The 18,587-nt window shown below is 29.0% G+C and carries 22 protein-coding genes; 5 read left to right on the top strand and 17 right to left on the bottom strand.

Going from position 1 to position 18,587, the window contains the following annotated elements; genetic code table 11:
- Positions 1–12: 12 nt before the first annotated feature.
- The 10 genes from P3X86_RS02425 to P3X86_RS02380 form a co-directional block, all read right to left on the bottom strand.
- Positions 13–915 carry an effector binding domain-containing protein gene (locus tag P3X86_RS02425; protein WP_483291031.1) on the bottom strand — a complete coding sequence of 301 codons (903 nt, stop codon included), beginning with the start codon at positions 913–915 and terminating at the stop codon, positions 13–15.
- Positions 916–1,099: 184 nt separating this feature from the next.
- The gene (locus P3X86_RS02420; RefSeq protein WP_483291030.1) at positions 1,100–1,720 is read right to left on the bottom strand and encodes a hypothetical protein; all 621 of its coding nucleotides are present in this window, start codon (positions 1,718–1,720) and stop codon (positions 1,100–1,102) included.
- A 35-nt stretch (positions 1,721–1,755) separates the two neighbouring features.
- Positions 1,756–2,487, bottom strand: coding sequence for a hypothetical protein (locus tag P3X86_RS02415; protein WP_483291029.1), 732 nt, complete (start codon positions 2,485–2,487; stop codon positions 1,756–1,758).
- Positions 2,488–2,632: 145 nt separating this feature from the next.
- Positions 2,633–3,064 carry a GNAT family N-acetyltransferase gene (locus P3X86_RS02410; protein WP_483291028.1) on the bottom strand — a complete coding sequence of 144 codons (432 nt, stop codon included), beginning with the start codon at positions 3,062–3,064 and terminating at the stop codon, positions 2,633–2,635.
- Positions 3,065–3,082: 18 nt separating this feature from the next.
- Positions 3,083–3,784, bottom strand: a complete 702-nt coding sequence (locus P3X86_RS02405) for a lysophospholipid acyltransferase family protein (RefSeq protein ID WP_483291027.1) — start codon at positions 3,782–3,784, stop codon at positions 3,083–3,085.
- Positions 3,785–3,899: 115 nt separating this feature from the next.
- Complete coding sequence (locus P3X86_RS02400; RefSeq protein ID WP_483291026.1) at positions 3,900–4,673, bottom strand: hypothetical protein; 774 nt, start codon at positions 4,671–4,673, stop codon at positions 3,900–3,902.
- A 217-nt stretch (positions 4,674–4,890) separates the two neighbouring features.
- Positions 4,891–5,259 (bottom strand): VOC family protein, encoded by a 369-nt coding sequence (locus tag P3X86_RS02395; protein ID WP_483291025.1) that lies wholly within the window; start codon positions 5,257–5,259, stop codon positions 4,891–4,893.
- Positions 5,260–5,790: 531 nt separating this feature from the next.
- Positions 5,791–6,558 carry a class I SAM-dependent methyltransferase gene (locus P3X86_RS02390; RefSeq protein ID WP_483291024.1) on the bottom strand — a complete coding sequence of 256 codons (768 nt, stop codon included), beginning with the start codon at positions 6,556–6,558 and terminating at the stop codon, positions 5,791–5,793.
- Positions 6,559–6,645: 87 nt separating this feature from the next.
- The gene (locus P3X86_RS02385; protein ID WP_483291023.1) at positions 6,646–7,044 is read right to left on the bottom strand and encodes a tetratricopeptide repeat protein; all 399 of its coding nucleotides are present in this window, start codon (positions 7,042–7,044) and stop codon (positions 6,646–6,648) included.
- Between the two features lie 177 nt (positions 7,045–7,221).
- Entirely contained in the window at positions 7,222–8,016 is a 795-nt protein-coding gene (locus P3X86_RS02380; RefSeq protein ID WP_483291022.1) for a hypothetical protein, read from the bottom strand.
- 465 nt (positions 8,017–8,481) lie between these two features.
- Here P3X86_RS02380 and P3X86_RS02375 point away from each other — a divergent pair, with 465 nt between their 5' ends.
- Positions 8,482–8,868 carry a hypothetical protein gene (locus P3X86_RS02375; protein ID WP_483291021.1) on the top strand — a complete coding sequence of 129 codons (387 nt, stop codon included), beginning with the start codon at positions 8,482–8,484 and terminating at the stop codon, positions 8,866–8,868.
- Positions 8,869–9,150: 282 nt separating this feature from the next.
- Here P3X86_RS02375 and P3X86_RS02370 read toward each other — a convergent pair whose 3' ends face one another.
- Both P3X86_RS02370 and P3X86_RS02365 read right to left on the bottom strand, forming a co-directional pair.
- Complete coding sequence (locus tag P3X86_RS02370) at positions 9,151–9,507, bottom strand: hypothetical protein (protein WP_483291020.1); 357 nt, start codon at positions 9,505–9,507, stop codon at positions 9,151–9,153.
- A 343-nt stretch (positions 9,508–9,850) separates the two neighbouring features.
- On the bottom strand, positions 9,851–10,057 hold the full coding sequence (locus tag P3X86_RS02365; protein ID WP_483291730.1) for a hypothetical protein: 207 nt from the start codon (positions 10,055–10,057) through the stop codon (positions 9,851–9,853).
- A 369-nt stretch (positions 10,058–10,426) separates the two neighbouring features.
- On the opposite strand from P3X86_RS02365, the gene P3X86_RS02360 reads away from it, so the two are divergent.
- The 4 genes from P3X86_RS02360 (at position 10,427) to P3X86_RS02345 (ending at position 12,045) form a co-directional block, all read left to right on the top strand.
- Entirely contained in the window at positions 10,427–10,954 is a 528-nt protein-coding gene (locus tag P3X86_RS02360) for a hypothetical protein (protein WP_483291019.1), read from the top strand.
- A 13-nt stretch (positions 10,955–10,967) separates the two neighbouring features.
- A complete protein-coding gene (locus P3X86_RS02355) occupies positions 10,968–11,177 on the top strand; it encodes a helix-turn-helix domain-containing protein (RefSeq protein WP_483291018.1) in 210 nt (69 codons plus the stop codon).
- A gap of 117 nt (positions 11,178–11,294) precedes the next feature.
- On the top strand, positions 11,295–11,822 hold the full coding sequence (locus P3X86_RS02350) for a hypothetical protein (protein WP_483291017.1): 528 nt from the start codon (positions 11,295–11,297) through the stop codon (positions 11,820–11,822).
- Positions 11,823–11,835: 13 nt separating this feature from the next.
- Positions 11,836–12,045: a helix-turn-helix domain-containing protein gene (locus tag P3X86_RS02345; RefSeq protein WP_483291016.1), complete on the top strand. Its 210-nt coding sequence runs from the start codon at positions 11,836–11,838 to the stop codon at positions 12,043–12,045.
- A gap of 121 nt (positions 12,046–12,166) precedes the next feature.
- On the opposite strand, the gene P3X86_RS02340 is transcribed toward P3X86_RS02345, so the two are convergent.
- The 5 genes from P3X86_RS02340 to P3X86_RS02320 all read right to left on the bottom strand — a co-directional run bounded on the left by P3X86_RS02340 (position 12,167) and on the right by P3X86_RS02320 (position 18,582).
- Complete coding sequence (locus tag P3X86_RS02340; protein WP_483291015.1) at positions 12,167–12,763, bottom strand: hypothetical protein; 597 nt, start codon at positions 12,761–12,763, stop codon at positions 12,167–12,169.
- A 493-nt stretch (positions 12,764–13,256) separates the two neighbouring features.
- Positions 13,257–13,754 (bottom strand): hypothetical protein, encoded by a 498-nt coding sequence (locus P3X86_RS02335; RefSeq protein WP_483291014.1) that lies wholly within the window; start codon positions 13,752–13,754, stop codon positions 13,257–13,259.
- A 680-nt stretch (positions 13,755–14,434) separates the two neighbouring features.
- On the bottom strand, positions 14,435–14,932 hold the full coding sequence (locus P3X86_RS02330; RefSeq protein WP_483291013.1) for a hypothetical protein: 498 nt from the start codon (positions 14,930–14,932) through the stop codon (positions 14,435–14,437).
- A gap of 318 nt (positions 14,933–15,250) precedes the next feature.
- Positions 15,251–16,267: a serine hydrolase domain-containing protein gene (locus tag P3X86_RS02325; protein WP_483291012.1), complete on the bottom strand. Its 1,017-nt coding sequence runs from the start codon at positions 16,265–16,267 to the stop codon at positions 15,251–15,253.
- Positions 16,264–18,582 carry an ATP-binding cassette domain-containing protein gene (locus tag P3X86_RS02320; protein WP_483291011.1) on the bottom strand — a complete coding sequence of 773 codons (2,319 nt, stop codon included), beginning with the start codon at positions 18,580–18,582 and terminating at the stop codon, positions 16,264–16,266. Before P3X86_RS02320 ends, P3X86_RS02325 begins: the two co-directional genes overlap by 4 nt.
- Positions 18,583–18,587 lie beyond the last annotated feature (5 nt).

The following is an 18,587-nucleotide window of genomic DNA, read 5'->3' as shown; positions in this document are numbered from 1 at the left end:
AGCTTCTATCCTTTAGACATCAATATTTTTTATTGGAATATATATTTCCATTACAGTATCTGGTCGAAAATGACATCTCTCATCATAAAATTCAAAGTCCATTTTAGTATCATCATAAACATACCCACTATCTTTGAACCATTCTTCAAAAATATATTTCCATGTCTGTCTAATTGCTTGTGGAAATTCGTTATTGCTCTTATTTTCACCTGATGTATCTACTGGTGGGGTTGTAAATACAGCATATTTTGCTTCTGGAACTTCTATAGTTATCATATCATCAGTTACTTTATTAAAATTATTAACGATTACGCCTAGTAGATAAGTTACATTATCTTCTTCATTATTAATGCATATCCCTACTTCTCCATGTTTAAGTGGATTGAGTTGTTTATACATCTTACACTCCCATCCATTAGTATCATAATTATCCCAAAATGCAGCGATATCTTTTGTATAGGTACTATCCTCAATATTAGTTTTTATGCCATATCCAGCCACTTTAAAACTATCTTTTTGAATAATTTTTGGTTCCATATTATATCCTCCTATATCAAATGCTGAATCATAACCTTCTTTATAGCTGTTAATCCACGCCATTCTTTTAATATATTGAGTAGGCGTATATCCAAATTCTTTTTTAAATGCTTTAGAAAACCCGCTATGCGTTTCAAAACAATAATCAAAGGCTATATCAACTATTTTATTACCTCGAAAAAGTTCAATTGCAGATAGAGACAATCTTCTCTTACGAATATACTCCATAACAGATTGTTCCATACATATATGAAATACTCTACAGAAATGAAATTTAGAATATCCAATGTGATTAGAAATCATCTGTGGAGTTATTTTCTCTTTTATATTTACCTCTATAAAATTGATACTTTTTCGTATGTCTTCACTATAATTCAAAGTATTCTTCCTCCCCGTACGGTATTGAATTATTAGTACTATAAAATTATAGCAATTTTATTTGATATAGTCTGTTCCAAGCTTGCTATTTATTTATTACTTGCTCAATCAAAGTTATTAACTTTATTCATCATCTTTTATCTTAAAATCTATTCATATTAATAAAATCCTCTGCATATATTAATCAATTGGAAAACTTAATTTTTATTAGGAGTGTCCATTTATGATTTACAGCGACTTCATCCATGTCATGTTTCTCAACATAGAAATCACCATCATCAGCTATATATGTCCAAATAGGAATTTGCTCACTATCATTATTTGTCTCAATATTATCTTGTAAACTAATTGGTCCTGATGATAGGTTTTTATCATATCTATTGATAAATTTCGTACTACGTACATGTCCATTTTCCTCACTAATTACAACTGTCATCATGAGATAATCTGACCTCTCTAAATCATTATTGATTAAGTCTTTTAAAGAGATACTCACTTCTCCATCAAATCCATCTTCCGAAAGAATTTTAGTACATATCCCGTTTTTTTCTAATAATTCACCATCACTCCATATTTCATAACTACAACTTAATTTCTTTTTATCCCCTTTATAGTCTATTGAAACACTTGTTGTACCAAGAAATTGCAAATGAGGTCCTAATTCCTTTAACTCACCTTTAAATAAATTTCCTTGCGTTATACTTAAGATTTTGCTTGAAGTTGTCTCTTTATGAGAACAAGATACGCTAATTAAAAGAACACATATTATTACAGATAGCATTTTTCCTTTATTAATCCTCGTCATTAATTTAACCTCCTGTTATAGATGAATAAGAGTTACTATTTCATATTTTTATAAAGCTCTGTGCTATCAATATCTATTATGATTGGATTATCATCATTATCACATAAATCCACTGTTATTTTTTTAATACTGTTATTATCATCTATTGTAATCCAAACAATAGCAGTATTCCTATCCCCTCTTATATTCATCATTAGATAGTTATCATGAATTTTAACAGCATGATTAAGAATTTTATAATCTACACCAATAGATTCGATAACCTCATCATTTTTCTTAATAATATCTAAAGCAACTTTTGATATTGGTTCATTTATAGCATCTTTTCTACGTTCATCTGTTGCCTCATAATTTTCCTTTATACTATCTAAAGATACTTTCATTCTTTGTTCATTCATAATATCTCTTTTCCGTTGGTTTGCTGCGTCATATAAAAGGACTGAGGCCATTAGTACATTTACTCCTATTATACAGCCCAATACTACACATTTTTCATAGACTAATTTATTATCATCAATTTCTTTGCCCAATTCATTCCCACAATATGGACAACAACTTGCGTTATCAGTAGAGCTATGCTTTAATGGTAATCTTCTATTACACGTTGTGCATTTCCAATATATTAGTGAAAAATAAATAAATGAACCACAGCACAACCCTACAATTATAAGAAATAAAAACGATACACTTGCAAATAGCAAAAAAAATGCTGCCGTATAAAGTGATATTACACTTATTCTTCTCATCTTAAATATATTTCTCTTCATACGCATCATACCTCCAATTTAAAAATTCTGATTTTTTACTATAAACATTTATCAAAAGTGAAAATATAATGTTTTATAATGCCCCAATTTACATCGTTTATCATAGGGGATTTTATATTGCAAAATAACTACCTCAAGCATAATGTTAGACTACATAACTTTTTCTAAACCCAATTATTTCCTTGAACTTTATTTCTCTATAGAAATCATCTGCTTCTTCAGATGATAATAAATCTAGCCTCGTTTTAGGATATAATGAGTGACAGATTTCTATTAATAAATTACCAAGTCTGTTACCTCTATATTCCTTCTTAATCAGTATCTCTGCTATGTATGTAGTAATTAGTTCATCAGAAAGAGCTCTCATAAATCCTATCACAATCCCATTCTTTAGAACAATTAATGCTACTTGCGAAGACACCCATGCATTTTTAGCATCATCTTCTCTTTCAATAAAAGTCATCCACCCTTCTTCTTCATACAATTTTTGTATAGCTTCAAAATATCTTTCATCATAAGTTTCTACTGTAATTCCATCTGGTAAATTATAATTTGTTAGAACACTACATAATTTCATCTTGATACCTCCAATTGATTACATATATACTCCTCTATAATTCTCAGGTAATAATTCTGCTATTTTTTTCATTATATAGTTTTTGGTGAATTTTTCATATTCCTTTTTATCTTGATCTTTTGCTCTCTTTGGAAAATCAAATTGTTTTCCTATGATGATATTAACATCTGCATAGTCAAAGTTTTCCGTACTCATATCACCATCTTTGCTTATAGGTAATAATCTTTCTGTCCCATATAATCCAATAGGTACAATAGGAGCTCCTGTCATTCTTGCTATAAGAAGAATTCCTTTTTTTGCCTCTATCAAACTACCAACTCTACTTCTAGTTCCTTCTGGGAAAATTAATAAGCTTTCTCCTTGCTTAACAAGCTTAACAATTTTCTTAAGACCTTCTTTATCAGAAGTATTAGGTTTTATATTTGTAGTCTTTATTACATTAACACCTATACTTGTAACAGCATTAGTTGATAGCTTTACACCTGCTACAAAAGTTGGATCAATCTCTTTTAAAACCTTGTCTAAAACTAATCCATCAGAATTACTTAGGTGATTACATATAAAAATAGTTGGTGTTTTTATAACCTTTAAATTTTCACTTCCTTGTACGTTTATATTGGCATATTTTTTTAAGTATTTATCAACAACTTTTTTCGATATGTATGTGACAAATTTATCAGGTAAAATATTAATAATTTTTGCAGTAGTTGTGGATATCATTTACTTCCCTCCTTTTATACTTGAAATTACTTATTGTAAAATAAGCTGATATTCTGATAATTTTGTTTTGTTATATAAAAGATTTATAAACCTTTGAAGTAAATCATAGGCTATTTTATTGAAACAATAAGTTTATCACTGCATCTTCTTCCTCAGAGATTACAGTCCCCCCTGGCGATAAGTGAAGTAATATCTCTTCTTTCTTCCACAATCCTCCTATTGTTTCTAATATTCTAATAGCGCATTTTTTTAATATATTAAATTGCTCGTCCAAATTATCTGTATTATACATTTCATTTATCAAATTATATAATTCAAAATCTGACTCTTTAATATGATTTAAATGTACTTTTGGCTTGCCTACTTCTAAATTATTTATTCTTGCATAGCATTGCAAGTACCAATCAAATGAAGAAAAAATAAAAAATCTTGAATAAAGCATATCTTTATATAGACGATATTCTAATTTATCTAATATGTGTTGAAATGTAAATCTGAATAAATGTTTTTCGAAATCAGTAATTTTTTCTGGCAATTTCCATTTACGCTTAATTCTATCTAAAATCGTCTTGGTTATACCATCTCTATCATAAAGTATTTTACAATTTAGGTGTACTAGATAAAAAGGGTTATTTGGAGTATCTGTTAAAAAATCTTCTATTGATAATATCATACAATCTGTAGGTATACCTGCAATATGAAAATGAACTCCATTAAAATTTTTCGATATTGATTTATTGAGAATAACGGTTAAGTCATAATCTCCTCCAATTTCCATATCAGAGTATGTTCTTCCCCCATATTCAACAATACCTACGACTTGCTCTTTCTTCTTTAAATTTTCTATTAAATTTTTAATATTTTTAAAAGATTTTATAATATCAGTCATTTTTTCCTCCATCTTAACAATCGCTTAGGAACAATTCCCTACTAGCTCTACACTATATACTTTTGCTTTATTCCATCTACGTCACTATTTTCTATAAATCTACCACTCATTAAACATAAACAATATATTCTTTCGTACGATGGACAAAAAACTCTCCAAGGTTGCCTATTATACATTAATATTTATAAACAATTAAACTATTTATTGCACTAAACATTTACTTCTTCTTACTTTCAAAGTTTTGTTGAACAAAACCAAGCTCATTTCCATCTGGATCACTAATAGTAAATTTCCGTGTTCCGTAAGGCATTGTCTGTAATGGCTCGATAATATTCACTTTATCTTTAAGTTGTTTCCATAAAGCATCGATATCATCAATATTAAAATTAAATCTACCTCGTGATGGGATTTTATCACTAACTGATAGAGCAAACACTGCGCCACTATCACATTTAAAATCAACATACTGCCACTTTTCATTTATGTCTACACCATTATTCTCAAAACCCAGAATGTTTTCATACCATTCAATTGCTCTCTGTAAGTCGGATACATTGGCTCTCACATGCGTAAGTTTTGTTTTCATCACTATCTACTCCCTTCAAACTATTATGTATTACCTCGAAACAAAAACTAACAAAACGGTGACACATTATCAATTCCTCTTAAACTTTTGTAATCTGTTTCAAAATAGGTTCTTGCGCAAGCATAGCTTCCCGATACTCATCAGAGGTACATGTCAAGAAAAGCAATTTGCACATCACCTGTAAGATTAAGTTTACTAATATTATATGGTTCGTCTAGTATAAATTAGCTTATTTGTAGAACGTATTAGTGTATATTTCAAAATAATACCTCCATTTTATTTCAGCACGACTGTATTTCCATGTTGACCTAGGGTTTCTTCTTAAAGACAAAAGATTTAACCCCATTTTACATACATATTAGGCTAATTCATAACCATATTTCGGACATTTTTTATTTATTAACTTTTTACCACACTTGCATACACATCCAATTAACTTTACTGGATTGACCCATTACTAGGCATAGTTAGGCACATCTTTGGTTACATCCTAATGGGAGTACACCAAAAAGCTTCAAGTCTCTCTGATATTTACTTTCTTTTTGCTATGTAAGCAGTTGTATACATATCTGTTTCTATAACATCATCTAAGTTTTCATATAATTCTTGAATTTTTGAATATAGTATCTTCTGTTTTTCATTATCTAAAGCCAGATAAGATGACTGAGAGAAAAACTCTTTTATCAATTTATCCTTAGTCTCAACTATTTTCCATTTATAATCAAGATAGTCTGCTAAATAAAAGTATCCACTATTTATAATTTCTAACTTCCTATTACTTTTAATATCATCCTGTACTACTTTTGCTGATTTTCTTTCAGGATAGTAATCCCATAGAAGTTCATATGCTTCTTTTACCTCTTTTATCTCAATATTTGGTGCTACATGCCATAACAAGACCAAATATCCATTATCATCTAACAAATCATAACACTTTTTATATTTAATACTTTTCTCTATCCAGTGAAATGCGGTAGCTGAAAAAATAAAAGAGGTTTTAAACGAAGTTTTAGGTTCCCATTTTTCAAATGAGCTCACATCAACTGTAATATCATAATTTGAACCCTTCTTAGCTAATATATCAGCTAAGTTCTTCCCCATTTCGATGCAATGAATCTTATAACCTTTTTCAGCAAATTTTAATGTAGCTTGTCCAGTACCCGCTCCTATTTCTAGTAACTTATTATTTTTAGATACATTAGTCCTATCTATAACCCATTCTATAACTTCATCTGGATAAGATGGTCTAGACTCATCATATATTTTTGCTGCACTATCAAATGACTCTCTTCTCTTCATAGTCACCCTCCCGTTAAGTAAACACATTCTAAAATCATAAGCTACATCCACTTTATTAGTTACTTGACTTATTTCATAAAATACATGCTAACTATCTACTTTAATTCCTAAAGAACTGCACTTTTTTATGGCTTCTGGATGTCCGTTGATTGCAGCTTTTTTATACCATTCTTTAGCTTTTTCATTATCCTTTTCTACGACACATCCTTTTTCGTAAAATAACTCTGCAAGATTAACCTGAGCATCTCTATCTCCATGTTTTGCAGCACGTTCTGTCCAATAAAATGACTTATCTATATCTTTCTCAATACCAAGTCCTTCGTAATAAAAATATCCAATTTGACATTCGGCCAATGGATATCCCTTCTCTGCTATTTTTAAATGCCCATCAAAACATTTTTTATACTGCCCACTTAAATAATATTTTTCTATTAGTTCATTGCATTCATCTAATTCTTTGCATGTTTTATAGTAATTTTCTGCCATATCAAACCTCCTGAATTTTGACATAATATGTGCTATGAATATTCACTTCTTTACAATTTTGGAAGTGATAATCATACCACCTCATACACTTTAAATCATTTTTCTAAAACAATTCATCTGTTCATTAATCTTAAATGTTACTGGATAATAACTTCCTCTGCGTAAGTTTCTATATCATCACTCATCTTTTTTATTTAACTCAAATTCGACCCATATAGGTTCTTCTTTGTTTTCTTGTACTTTCCAAAACTCCCAGAATGCCTCCTTTTCAACCTTCTTTTCGTCTATCAAATATATCGCCATTAGCTCTCCTTTTGAATCTTCTTCTGTATCCATTCTAACGATAGCATACTGTAAATATGAATCATCCTTAAAAGATAATTGGTAATAGCCATTATAAGCTGCACCCCCCGAGGCACAATAAGACCCATCTTTTTTAATGTTATTCATCTGTCTAAAGCTAAATTTATGACCGATTATTCTTCCATCATATTTTCTCAAAACAAATACAAATCCTCCTATTTCATCTCCTTCAATTACTACCTCAGGAACATTATCATTATCCATATCTATAAAGCTAAAATGCTTAGGCATAAGCTTAATCTCATAACAAAAAATATTGTTTAGATAATATTCTTTTTTAGATTCTTCTTCTATTTCAAGATCAAGAGAAAAAGTTTTTTCGCTAAGAAGCACTTGACTATACAATCTATATAATTCAGCATCAAAAGTATACTTTGAATCTAATTGATTCTCGATGTAATAGTTTAATCTTTTACTTAAACTATCATTAAATTGAACAGTATTATTTTCATTGTGTACTTCAATTGATTTTTCATTAATCTCATTCACTTTAACACCATCTTCACTATCTCTTAAAGTGCTATCTTCTATCGAAATAAATTTGATGATATTCGCTTTATAAGCAATCAAAATAACAAGTACACCCAGTATAATATATGTTTTTTTCACAATACATCGCCTCATTAACATAATCTAAAAAATACAACACAATCATTATTTATCATTTTTAGAATAAATACTACTTATTAAATATTCTATACCTATAAATTCCTATAATCAATAAGAGATGCTGTCGAATATTGTAATTATATTTTTTGTAAGCACCTACCTTCTCATATCTCACAATATTATTCTATCCTAAATTATTTACAACAACTTAAAGCGATAAGCAATTTTAGTTATTTAAAGAAATCACATTTTCTATTCTTTAAGGATATCATTAATATTAATTACTCGGGGACATTAACTTATCTATTTTTAGAAATTGGAAATTGTGTTACTAAGAAATCAAATATACCATCAATATTAGTTGCTAATAGTACTCCAAAATATATGAATTGTTCTACTATTGATTTTGCTAATACTTATGGGGTAAAATATATAATAAAATAAATTTTGATAAGAGGTTGTTTTATGAAAAAATCTATATTTATTTGTTCATTATTTGTTGTCATCTTAGTAGTTGCTTTTACTATTCAATTTATAGACAATAATTCAAATGAAGAAAGCAAAACTTCAGCGGTTGCATTTGGAATTGAAGCTAAAGTAATAGATGTATTTGATAATAATTGTAAAGTTATAGTAACTGGAAGAGATCAAAATTTTAGTAAAAATGATATTATTACAGTGTATTATGATAGTATTTATAAGGAATTAGATGAAAAGCTTTATGGTGTTAGAAAAAATGAAAAAACTACGTTATTAAGTAAAGGTGACATAATATCAATTACCTATTTTAAATATAAGAAAAATAAAGAATTTAATTCTATTACCACAAAATATGTTTTAATTCGGCATTAATAGTATATCAAATCAAAAATATTAATGAGACCTAGCTAGATTTATTATTATTTTAAGAATAAATCTAGCTTATTTTTCTACTTCATATCTACTGTATTAATTTATTATATTAATTAAATATCCTACTCCTAATAATGAACAAAAACCTTCATTTTCCCTTCAATATCGTATATCTAAACATATAATATTAACCAACACTGCTAGAACAAATCTATTGAACTCCCCTCTCTTCTATTAGTCTATTCTTGATATAATATTTTCTTTATTGTGTATCTTCTATAATTAAAATATTTCTACATAAAATGGATTATTTTTTACGCCTTTCCCTTTTATTTCACTTGCTAAATTTAAATAGTTTAACAAGCTAAATAGAAAAGTACAATTACAACTATGTCCATTATCTTTTGATGAAAAAAACTCCTGTTTATACTTCTTCAATTCACTCGAAGTGCACTGCTTAGATTTAAACTCATCATATACATCCTGTATAGATTCAATTGATAATGATATTTTAGAGTTACCTCTCTTGTATGTTATCTTCCTATCTGTAACTTTAATAATCTCAGAAGTTCCACCACCAGGATTTACAAATACTAACCCTTGGTTAGCTTTTTCTAATATTATAGTTTTAATATCCATAAAACTCCTCCTTGTAATTTAAGACTACTATATTAACTCTATATTATAATACCGTAATATAATAAAGCTTGTCTATATAACGAACGAAAATATTTAACATAACTTATATTTTCATAGTGTTCAGTAAATTGTTAATCATTATTTGTTTATTTTCAAGAACACCTACATTCATATAGAACTTAAGTGGCTGTTTTGGGCTTGATTTTATTTGTACACTAACCAGCAATCAAGTTCACCGCCTCTCTTTTTAGGCTCTACTTGATATTGCTGCTCTTTTATATCTACTTTTTAGGCTTTTACCAAAATGAACCTGATTTACAAAGTACATTTTCAAATGACGAAATCATTTCATTGCCACGAAGCTACAAAATAGATTATTACAATCTAAATCTTCACGCCTATTATCTATAGTATCAATAAAAATTTCTACTATTTGAGGGATTTTTTTATCAGCAATTAAATTATTTAAAACATGTTCTGATTTAAGAATATTTAAATAATCATGTCCATCTGTCAATGTAATAAACCCATAAGGTGAAGAATCATTTATATAAACAAAGGGTTTTATAAATATTTACGCCTCTAGGTTTTGAGAAATGTTAATTTTAGAATTCATACTTTGTAAATTGTGACTTTCTATGAATCTCCATCCGAGTTAGGCATCGAATAAATCATGTTTTTTTATTGTTTTATCTAGTCCAAACAAGCAACTTTGAATTTTTCTTAAACTGTTTTTTATTTTGCACTCTATTATTAATATCACTTCTAACTTCTTTTGTACAAATTCATTATTATCTTAAGTAAATTACACTTTCCAAAAAATACCTTGACTTTTTTAATACTAATGATTATAATTAAATTATTAACGTTAATCATTAATTATTGAATTATTATCAATAAAAAATCTAAGGAGGACATTATGAAAAATAAAAAATCTTTACACATTGTTAATGTAATCTTCATTTTAAGTACCCTATTTATTGTCTGCATTTTTTGTAGGTGTCTATTGGCTGTCTGTAATAATGGAGGACATTTTTCCTGGATTATAAGAAGTATATTTGCGAATGGCTCACTTTATATACCTTTTCTATGCTTCTTGTATCAATTAAGATGTATTATTAAGAATTCTCATAATAATCAATTGTTTTCAAAAGACACTGTTACTCGTTTTAAGAAAATATCATTTTGTATTTTTTCGCTAAATATTTACTCAATATATTATATTTGGTATCTCACTTCAGTACCTAGTCTCGTTTCAGCCACAGGAAAAGGGACAAAAGTAATTTATACAAATTATATTGCTGAATTTCCGGAAATTTTATTTTCTATTCAATCACCACTAATACCAATTTTTGTAATATCTCTGTTAAGCTTTATTTTTTATTTGTTTTCTATTCCTCTAGAATCATCTGTTCAAATGAAAAAAGAATTAGATGAGGTCATATGAAAGGAAGATAAAAATGAGTATAATTGTTAACTTAGATATTGTTATGGCAAGAGAAAAGATTAGTTTGAAAGAACTTTCAAAAAGGGTTAATATTAGTGAGCAGAACCTATCAAAACTAAAAAATTGCCACGTTAAAGCTATTCGTTTCACTACTCTAAACGCCATATGCCAAACTCTTAATTGCCAACCTGGGGATCTGCTTGAGTTTAAGAGTGATTGCTAATCAAATTTAGTCTACTTTAAATATATAGATTAATTATATACATAAGGTAGACATAATTAGCAAATATATTATTTGTTAATTATTGAATCATAACCATTAAAACCTAAGGAGGATATTATGAAAAATAAAAAATCTTTACACATCATTAATATAATAATTATTTTAAGTACCCTTTTTATTGTCTGCAGTTTTTGTACTCATTTATTGCATGTCATAAAAGAAGAAGCTTATTTCTGGATTAAGAGAATAATATTGATTTATAGCTCACTTTGTATACCTTTTATGTACTTCTTGTTCCAATTAAGATGTATTATTAGAAATTCTCAAGATAATAAGTTTTTTTCAAAAGACACTGTTACTCGTTTTAAGAAAATATCAATTTGCATTTTTTTAATTAATATTTACTCTATAGTTCATATTTGGCATCTAACCTCTATACCTCATAGAGTTTCATGTACAGGGCAGGAACCAAAAGTAGTTTATATAAATTATATTGCAAAATTTCCTTTACACACTATATTTTCTACCAAATCACCACTAATTCCGATCATTGTAATATCTTTGTTAAGCTATATTTTTTATTTATTTTCAACAACTCTAAAATCATCTATTCAAATGAAAAAAGAATTAGATGAGGTCATATGAAAGGAAGGTAAAAATGAGTATAATTGTTAACTTAGATATTGTTATGGCAAGAGAAAAGATTAGTTTGAAAGAACTATCAAAAAAAGTTAATATTAGTGAGCAAAATCTATCAAAACTAAAAAATTGCCATGTTAAAGCTATTCGTTTCACTACTCTAAACGCCATCTGCCAAATCCTCAATTGCCAACCTGGTGATCTACTTGAGTTTAAAAGTGATTGCTAATCAAATTAGACTATCTCGGGGATATAATTAATTATCTACCCGAGATAGCCACAGCAATCAAGATATTTATTAAACTCTTATGTACATATCGTTTAATTTTTTACATAAAAAGTAAACCACTTTAAGGTACTTCAATAGTTATACTATCCGTTCCGTTTATCTTTACACCATTTTTTTCATCAGAACCTACTGATATAACTATATTACATTTTTCAAATTGTTGTATTTTAATATCAACAGGGATCAAATCAACAATAATAGTCCCTGTTCCTCCTGTAGCTGAATGACTATGATTTGCTCCAACTTCAATAAACTTATACCAATCGTATTTTTCACTTTTAGTTTCAAATGTTGATATATTCTCCTTAGGATTATTACTACCTTTTGATAAAAAACTACTTGATACATTAGATATATCCCATTTTTTAGGAATATATAGAACAACACCTCCCCAATCATTCTCATCTACTTCAACATTAGCAACAATCCGTATATGTTTAGGGATTCCTTCCTTTCCTTTTACAAATATAGTTCCTTTTACATTTGTATTTAAACTAGTAGAATCGGTATTTACTGTGAAATCTTTTATCTTAATTATATCTTCATTCACTTTCGTTTTAGTATTAACTTTTTTACTTTCACAACTAGATAAAAGCAAAATCGCGAATATTAATAATATTATTGCTACAAATGACTTATATTTTATTCTTGCTTTCATACGTTACTCCTTTATATATTGTAATATATTTATATTATCTACCTTCCAGAGTATATAAGTATTTTTGTAAAAGATATTGAATAATTTTAATTATAACATATATTTAATTAAGTTAAAACGAGCCATAAATTCTTCTATGGCTTGTCTAATTTAACATCATATCTCAATGTTTTTTACTCTATTCAAGTAATAGATCGACTAATATGAATAATATTATCTAACTCAGAAAATCTTTTTTCAACTTTTACTATTGGGATTTCTTCTATCCCATATTTATTGCCCTTTTATTTATGTATTTCTTATCATCAAAAGTAAATATATTTAACCATATAATCAATACATTTATTTTATTATTAACAAATTAATTATTAATTTAAAACATGGCTAACTCATGAAATAGTACCTTTATCGTACCACTTCTTAAGTTAACCATTATTCTTTCTTAACTTTCAATTTATAAAATTAATAGACTTATATCTTATGATTAAACTATTTATCCAACCTTATAAACTGCCATAACACAACTTGAATAACTTGTGAACATAGCTCCAGTTGCTAATTGTAATGTCGTATTTCCTGTCGTTCTTATAAAAGATGTATGGCTTAAAGATACAGAAGCGATTCTGCCAATAGTAAATCTTTCATACGTGCTAAATAATGCAAAGTTCCCATCTTGTATAACAAGCATTCCTACATCAGGGGTATCTAAACTAGTTTTAATACAAGTACACTTAAAGGAAATCTGGTAAATTCCCGCTTGAGAAAGGGTAAAAGTAGAAGTATCGGTATTATAAGTTACAGCACTTCCAGATATAAAATCTATTGTAGGAAAATTAATAGGCATCAATATTTCAGTAATTTGTTGTCCCATTAAGGCTGAAACTTGGACTATATCAGTGGTTTCAGTGCAATTATTCAAATTAGGAATAGAGCTATTGCATAGTGTCTTTGGCTTATCTAATGTGCCATTTACGAGTGTTTTTGTTTCCATAAAAATGCTCCTTTTCTCTTTTTACTTTATTATATGATGGTCATTTCATTTTTGTTTTTCTAATGAAATATTGTCCATCTACTAGTAGGAATAGAAGCGTTTCCAAAGAATAAAAAGAAAAGTATTTTGACTATGGACTTATTCAGTGATTTCCATAGCTTAGTAAGGCGTATCTAAAGACCATTTCTGCTTCTTTAACTTATGATTCTAAGAACTTCATTGCTTTAGTTTCTAACTCCACTATTATGATATTCTGAATCTATGTAGGTACTGCCTGTCCATTCTCTAACTTTAGTTATAATAGCACATACTATCCAAAAGTATGTGCTAGCGTGCCTGCTTGAAACTTTCTTTTAGATACTCCAAAGAACTATAACCTGCTGTAATTCTCCCGTAAATATCAGCATCAAATTGAAAATCTGTATTATTTTGATGCGATTAATATAATTAGATCATTTTTTTTATTTTATCATGTAAACTTCCTGTCTTTTTTCTCATCAAAAGTAAATTTATTCAATCATACAATCAAAACTTTTCTTCTACATTAACAAATTGCTCACCTAATTAAAGACCACCAAATAACTCAAGAAATAGTACCCTAATCATACCACTTCTTGAGTTAGCCATTATTCTTTCTTACTTTCAGTTTATTTAATAAAAAATTAATGGACTTTTAGCTATTATCCAACCTTATAAACTGCCATAACACAACTAGAATAACTTGTAAACATAGCTCCAGTTGCTAATTGTAATGTCGTACTTCCTGTCGTCCTTATAAAAGATGTATGGCTTAAAGATACAGAAGCGATTCTGCCAATAGTAAAAGTTTCATAAGTATTAAATAATGCAATGTTCCCATCTTGTATAACAAGCATTCCTACATCAGGGGTATCTAAGCTCGTTTTAATACAAGTACACTTAAAAGACATCTGGTAAATTCCCGCTTGAGATAAGGTAAAAGTAGAAGTATCAGTGTTATAAGTTACAGCGCTTCCAGATATAAAATCTATTGTAGGAAAATTAATAGGTATCAATACTTCTGTAATCTGTTGCCCCATTAAGGCTGATACCTGGACTATGTCAGTAGTTGCAGTGCAATTATTCAAATCAGTAATAGGTTTATTGCACATTAAGTTTGGCTTATCTAATGTACCATTTATAAGTGTTTTTTTTTCCATAAAAATACTCCTTTCTCTTTTTACTTTATCATATGATGTCATTTCATTTTTGTTTCTCTATTTCTCAAAATTGGAATATACACTCTTTAAAATTGTATAAAAGAAGCTGAAGCTCTTTGTATAAATCCCTTCCTATTTATATGATGATTATTTAGCTATTATTGGTGTGATTTTGTAATAAGATTAAAGTATAGGAAATGTAAAAAACCTAACTCAGAAAGAGCTAGGTTTTATGCTTGGTGTTGGATCATTCCTTGGGAGTCCTTTATTTATATTATTAACCCCAAACACTTACGATTAGAAATAACTAAGAGATTATTAAATTGAGGGAAGAATATATTTTACGATTAGAGGTAATCTCTCTTTTGTTCTCATAGTAATCTTAGATGCTATAGCAACAACAAGTTCTTTATCAGGAAAACAGAATATATGGTTTCCTCCTGACCCAGCTGCTGTATAACCCTTTATATTCTTTTCATCAATGAGCCACCACAGATATCCATATTTATTTGAATTCATTGTGAGAGAATCTTTTATCCATTTCTTCGATACAATCTGTTTACCATCCCATACACCATAATTTAAATATAGTAGTCCAAAACGTGCCATATCTTTAGCAGTAATCTTTAAACCAAACCCTCCTACAGTATTTCCCTGTGGATCCTTTATCCATCCTTTCGCATTCTTACCAAAAACATCTTCTAAACTATAAGATTTCATATTATAATCTGGAATCTCTTGAATACCTATATTATTGAAAAGATATTTATTTGCAAACTCACGTGCTTGCATCCCAGTAGCACGTGTAAGGATTATTGAAAGAAGATGTGTTCCTGATGTACTATATCTAAACATACCTATGTGGCCATTTGAACCTAATTGACTAATAATGTACCTTGTCCAATTCTTTTGCCTTCTTAGCCTATCTAATGATTCATACTTCCAAGGAAATGGTGCAGTCATAGTTAATAGATGCTTTACTGTAATCATATTACTTATTGTCCCATTAAACATTGATGCATAATCAGGGAAAAAATCTATAACCTTCTGGTCTACGCTGTTTATATATCCTTTATCTATAGCGATACCTATAAGTGCTGATATAACACTTTTAGTTACTGATGCAACATTATGTGTATCTGTTTCAGTATACCCATTAAAATATCTTTCATATGCTATATAGCCCTTTTTCACGATAATAAAACTATTAATATTTTTATACTGAGAATTAATGCTGTATTCTAGATTCTTAAAATATTCTTTCTTCATCCCAATGTCATTAAGATTAGCATATCTCCACCTATTGGTTGGCCAATAATCTTGATTGCCTATCATTTAAGATACCTCCCTGTATTAGAATTGTTATTCTGTTTAAGTGCAGTAGGTGTACCCTCTGCAATAATGCGTCCTCCTTCTTCACCACCTTTAGGTCCTAGTTCAATAATCCAATCACATATCGACAACAACTCAATATCATGTTCTACTACAATCACTGAATTTCCATTCTTAACCAACTCGTCTAACAATATTACTAACTTATTAATATCATATGGGCTTAGCCCAACTGTGGGCTCATCTAAGATATACAATGTATCACCTTTTTGCCTTTTACCTATTTCTTTAGCGAGCTTAATTCTTTGAGCCTCCCCACCACTCAAAGTAGGTGTAGTCTGCCCAAGTTTTATATACCCCATCCCTACGCTTTCCAGTACTCTCAGTGTAGATAATACATTTTTATTATCTTCAAAAAATATAACTGCCTCGGATATCGTCATCTCCAATACATCCGATATAGACTTGTTTTTATACTTAATTAGTAAAACTTTATCATTATATCTTTGTCCATTACATTCTTTGCATATTTGACTGATAAAATAGCTACCGCCCATCCATATCTTCTCTTGGCCTGTTCCTCCACATACTTGGCATGCTCCTTTCGAATTAAAAGAAAAATGACCTGCCGTCAAGCAATTTTTCTTGGCGTCTTCTTGATCAGCAAATATTTTACGTATTTTATCCCACACTCCAATATATGATATAACATTAGAATTACTATTTCTACCTATAGGCTCCTGTGATACCTCTACTATACCTGATACTATAGTGTCGTCTTTACATGATTTAACTATATCGGTTATTAAAGAACTCTTTCCACTTCCAGAGACTCCAGATATGGCTGTTAATGATTTTAATGGTATTGCAAATGATAGATTATTTAAGTTATTTGTATTTGCATTTTTAACTAATAGCTTCTGCTGATTGTTTTGTGTCTCTCTTGAGAATACTCTATTATAAATTTCATTTTCCCCTGATAGATATTTACCTGTTATAGATTCATGGCATTTTAGCAACCCTTCGAACGAACCTTGATATAAAACTTCTCCTCCCTCTGCACCTGCTTTAGGACCAATATCAATTACATAGTCTGCTATTTTTATAGTGTTCTTGTCATGTTCTACAATGATAACTGTATTACCCAGTTCTTTGAGTTTAATAATTGATTTAAGTAATTCTGCTTTTTCTGACTCATGCAAACCTGCTGTGGGCTCATCAAGAATATATATAAGTGAATCCATCTTAGATTCTAAATGAGAATTAAGAAATAGTCTTTGTAATTCCCCACCGCTAAGAGTAGATAGTTGCCTATATAAAGATAGATGCCCTAGCCGAGATTTTATTAAATTCTCTAACTTACTATTTATATCTTTGAGGAGATTCCTCCCGATTTGACTTGATATAATATTGTTTTTCTGAATTTTCAGAAAATATTCAAGTTCAGTAATGTTCATTTTAGCTAATTGCCCTATATGTTTGCCTGCAATAAACACATCAAGCGCTTCTTGACCTACCCTATATCCTCCACATTCTTCACATTCAACTAATCTATATATTCCATTTGTATCATCACCATTTTTGATATAATTCCGTTCTAGAATATTTTGTACACAATAACTCCTATTAAAGCTATTATTCTTTACATATTGACCATATAATATATCTGCTTTTATTGCATCCTCAATTTGATTGAATGGTACATTAAGCACCTCTTTAAATTTTTTACGCAATAACTTTTTGTAGCCTTGTGTAGGTTTAATTAAATCCAGCATCTGTTCTAATGTAGTACTATCATCTTGAATTAACTTTTTCATATCTATGTGATAATAATGCCCTTTACCTGAACATTTTAGACACATTCCATCTGTAGTATTGTGCATAAAGTACCCAGCTGGTAAACGTTCTTCTACACTCCCGCATTTTTGACATGCTGTATCAAAATTAATATATGATCCACATCCCTGACAGACAGCTTTACCTTCTAACGTGTATAATAACGCTAATAACTTAAGTATATTTGTCTTAGAACCTACTGTCGAACGTGGATTACTCTGCCGTATAATATTTTGCTGAACAGCTATTGTTGGTCCAATTCCAGATATATTATCAAACTTTTCTTGTTCATCGATCATAGAAAACACACCTAAAGACTGGAGGTATTTCTTACGACCTTCCTCAAATACTATATTAAATGCTAGGCTTGATTTACCTGATCCACTTACCCCTGTTATTACTGTAATTTTATTTTTTGGTATTGTTATATTGATCCCTTTAAGATTATTAATATGAGCGCCTTCAATTATTATATTATTCATTATGC

The organism is Abyssisolibacter sp. ZYX002, assembly GCF_056892235.1.
Note: the sequence above shows the minus strand (reverse complement) of the source record. Positions and strands in the feature narration are given on the sequence as shown.

Excerpts from the sequence above, each read along its gene's own strand:
- P3X86_RS02355 (WP_483291018.1), top strand. The coding sequence starts at position 10,968 with ATGAGTATAATTGTTAACTTAGATATTGTTATGGCAAGAGAAAAGATT.
- P3X86_RS02375 (WP_483291021.1), top strand. The coding sequence starts at position 8,482 with ATGAAAAAATCTATATTTATTTGTTCATTATTTGTTGTCATCTTAGTA.
- P3X86_RS02385 (WP_483291023.1), bottom strand. The coding sequence starts at position 7,044 with ATGGCAGAAAATTACTATAAAACATGCAAAGAATTAGATGAATGCAAT.
- P3X86_RS02370 (WP_483291020.1), bottom strand. The coding sequence starts at position 9,507 with ATGGATATTAAAACTATAATATTAGAAAAAGCTAACCAAGGGTTAGTA.
- P3X86_RS02405 (WP_483291027.1), bottom strand. The coding sequence starts at position 3,784 with ATGATATCCACAACTACTGCAAAAATTATTAATATTTTACCTGATAAA.
- P3X86_RS02350 (WP_483291017.1), top strand. The coding sequence starts at position 11,295 with ATGAAAAATAAAAAATCTTTACACATCATTAATATAATAATTATTTTA.
- P3X86_RS02410 (WP_483291028.1), bottom strand. The coding sequence starts at position 3,064 with ATGAAATTATGTAGTGTTCTAACAAATTATAATTTACCAGATGGAATT.
- P3X86_RS02415 (WP_483291029.1), bottom strand. The coding sequence starts at position 2,487 with ATGAAGAGAAATATATTTAAGATGAGAAGAATAAGTGTAATATCACTT.
- P3X86_RS02325 (WP_483291012.1), bottom strand. The coding sequence starts at position 16,267 with ATGATAGGCAATCAAGATTATTGGCCAACCAATAGGTGGAGATATGCT.
- P3X86_RS02400 (WP_483291026.1), bottom strand. The coding sequence starts at position 4,673 with ATGACTGATATTATAAAATCTTTTAAAAATATTAAAAATTTAATAGAA.
- P3X86_RS02340 (WP_483291015.1), bottom strand. The coding sequence starts at position 12,763 with ATGAAAGCAAGAATAAAATATAAGTCATTTGTAGCAATAATATTATTA.
- P3X86_RS02335 (WP_483291014.1), bottom strand. The coding sequence starts at position 13,754 with ATGGAAACAAAAACACTCGTAAATGGCACATTAGATAAGCCAAAGACA.
- P3X86_RS02390 (WP_483291024.1), bottom strand. The coding sequence starts at position 6,558 with ATGAAGAGAAGAGAGTCATTTGATAGTGCAGCAAAAATATATGATGAG.
- P3X86_RS02330 (WP_483291013.1), bottom strand. The coding sequence starts at position 14,932 with ATGGAAAAAAAAACACTTATAAATGGTACATTAGATAAGCCAAACTTA.
- P3X86_RS02420 (WP_483291030.1), bottom strand. The coding sequence starts at position 1,720 with ATGACGAGGATTAATAAAGGAAAAATGCTATCTGTAATAATATGTGTT.
- P3X86_RS02345 (WP_483291016.1), top strand. The coding sequence starts at position 11,836 with ATGAGTATAATTGTTAACTTAGATATTGTTATGGCAAGAGAAAAGATT.
- P3X86_RS02395 (WP_483291025.1), bottom strand. The coding sequence starts at position 5,259 with ATGAAAACAAAACTTACGCATGTGAGAGCCAATGTATCCGACTTACAG.
- P3X86_RS02360 (WP_483291019.1), top strand. The coding sequence starts at position 10,427 with ATGAAAAATAAAAAATCTTTACACATTGTTAATGTAATCTTCATTTTA.
- P3X86_RS02320 (WP_483291011.1), bottom strand. The coding sequence starts at position 18,582 with ATGAATAATATAATAATTGAAGGCGCTCATATTAATAATCTTAAAGGG.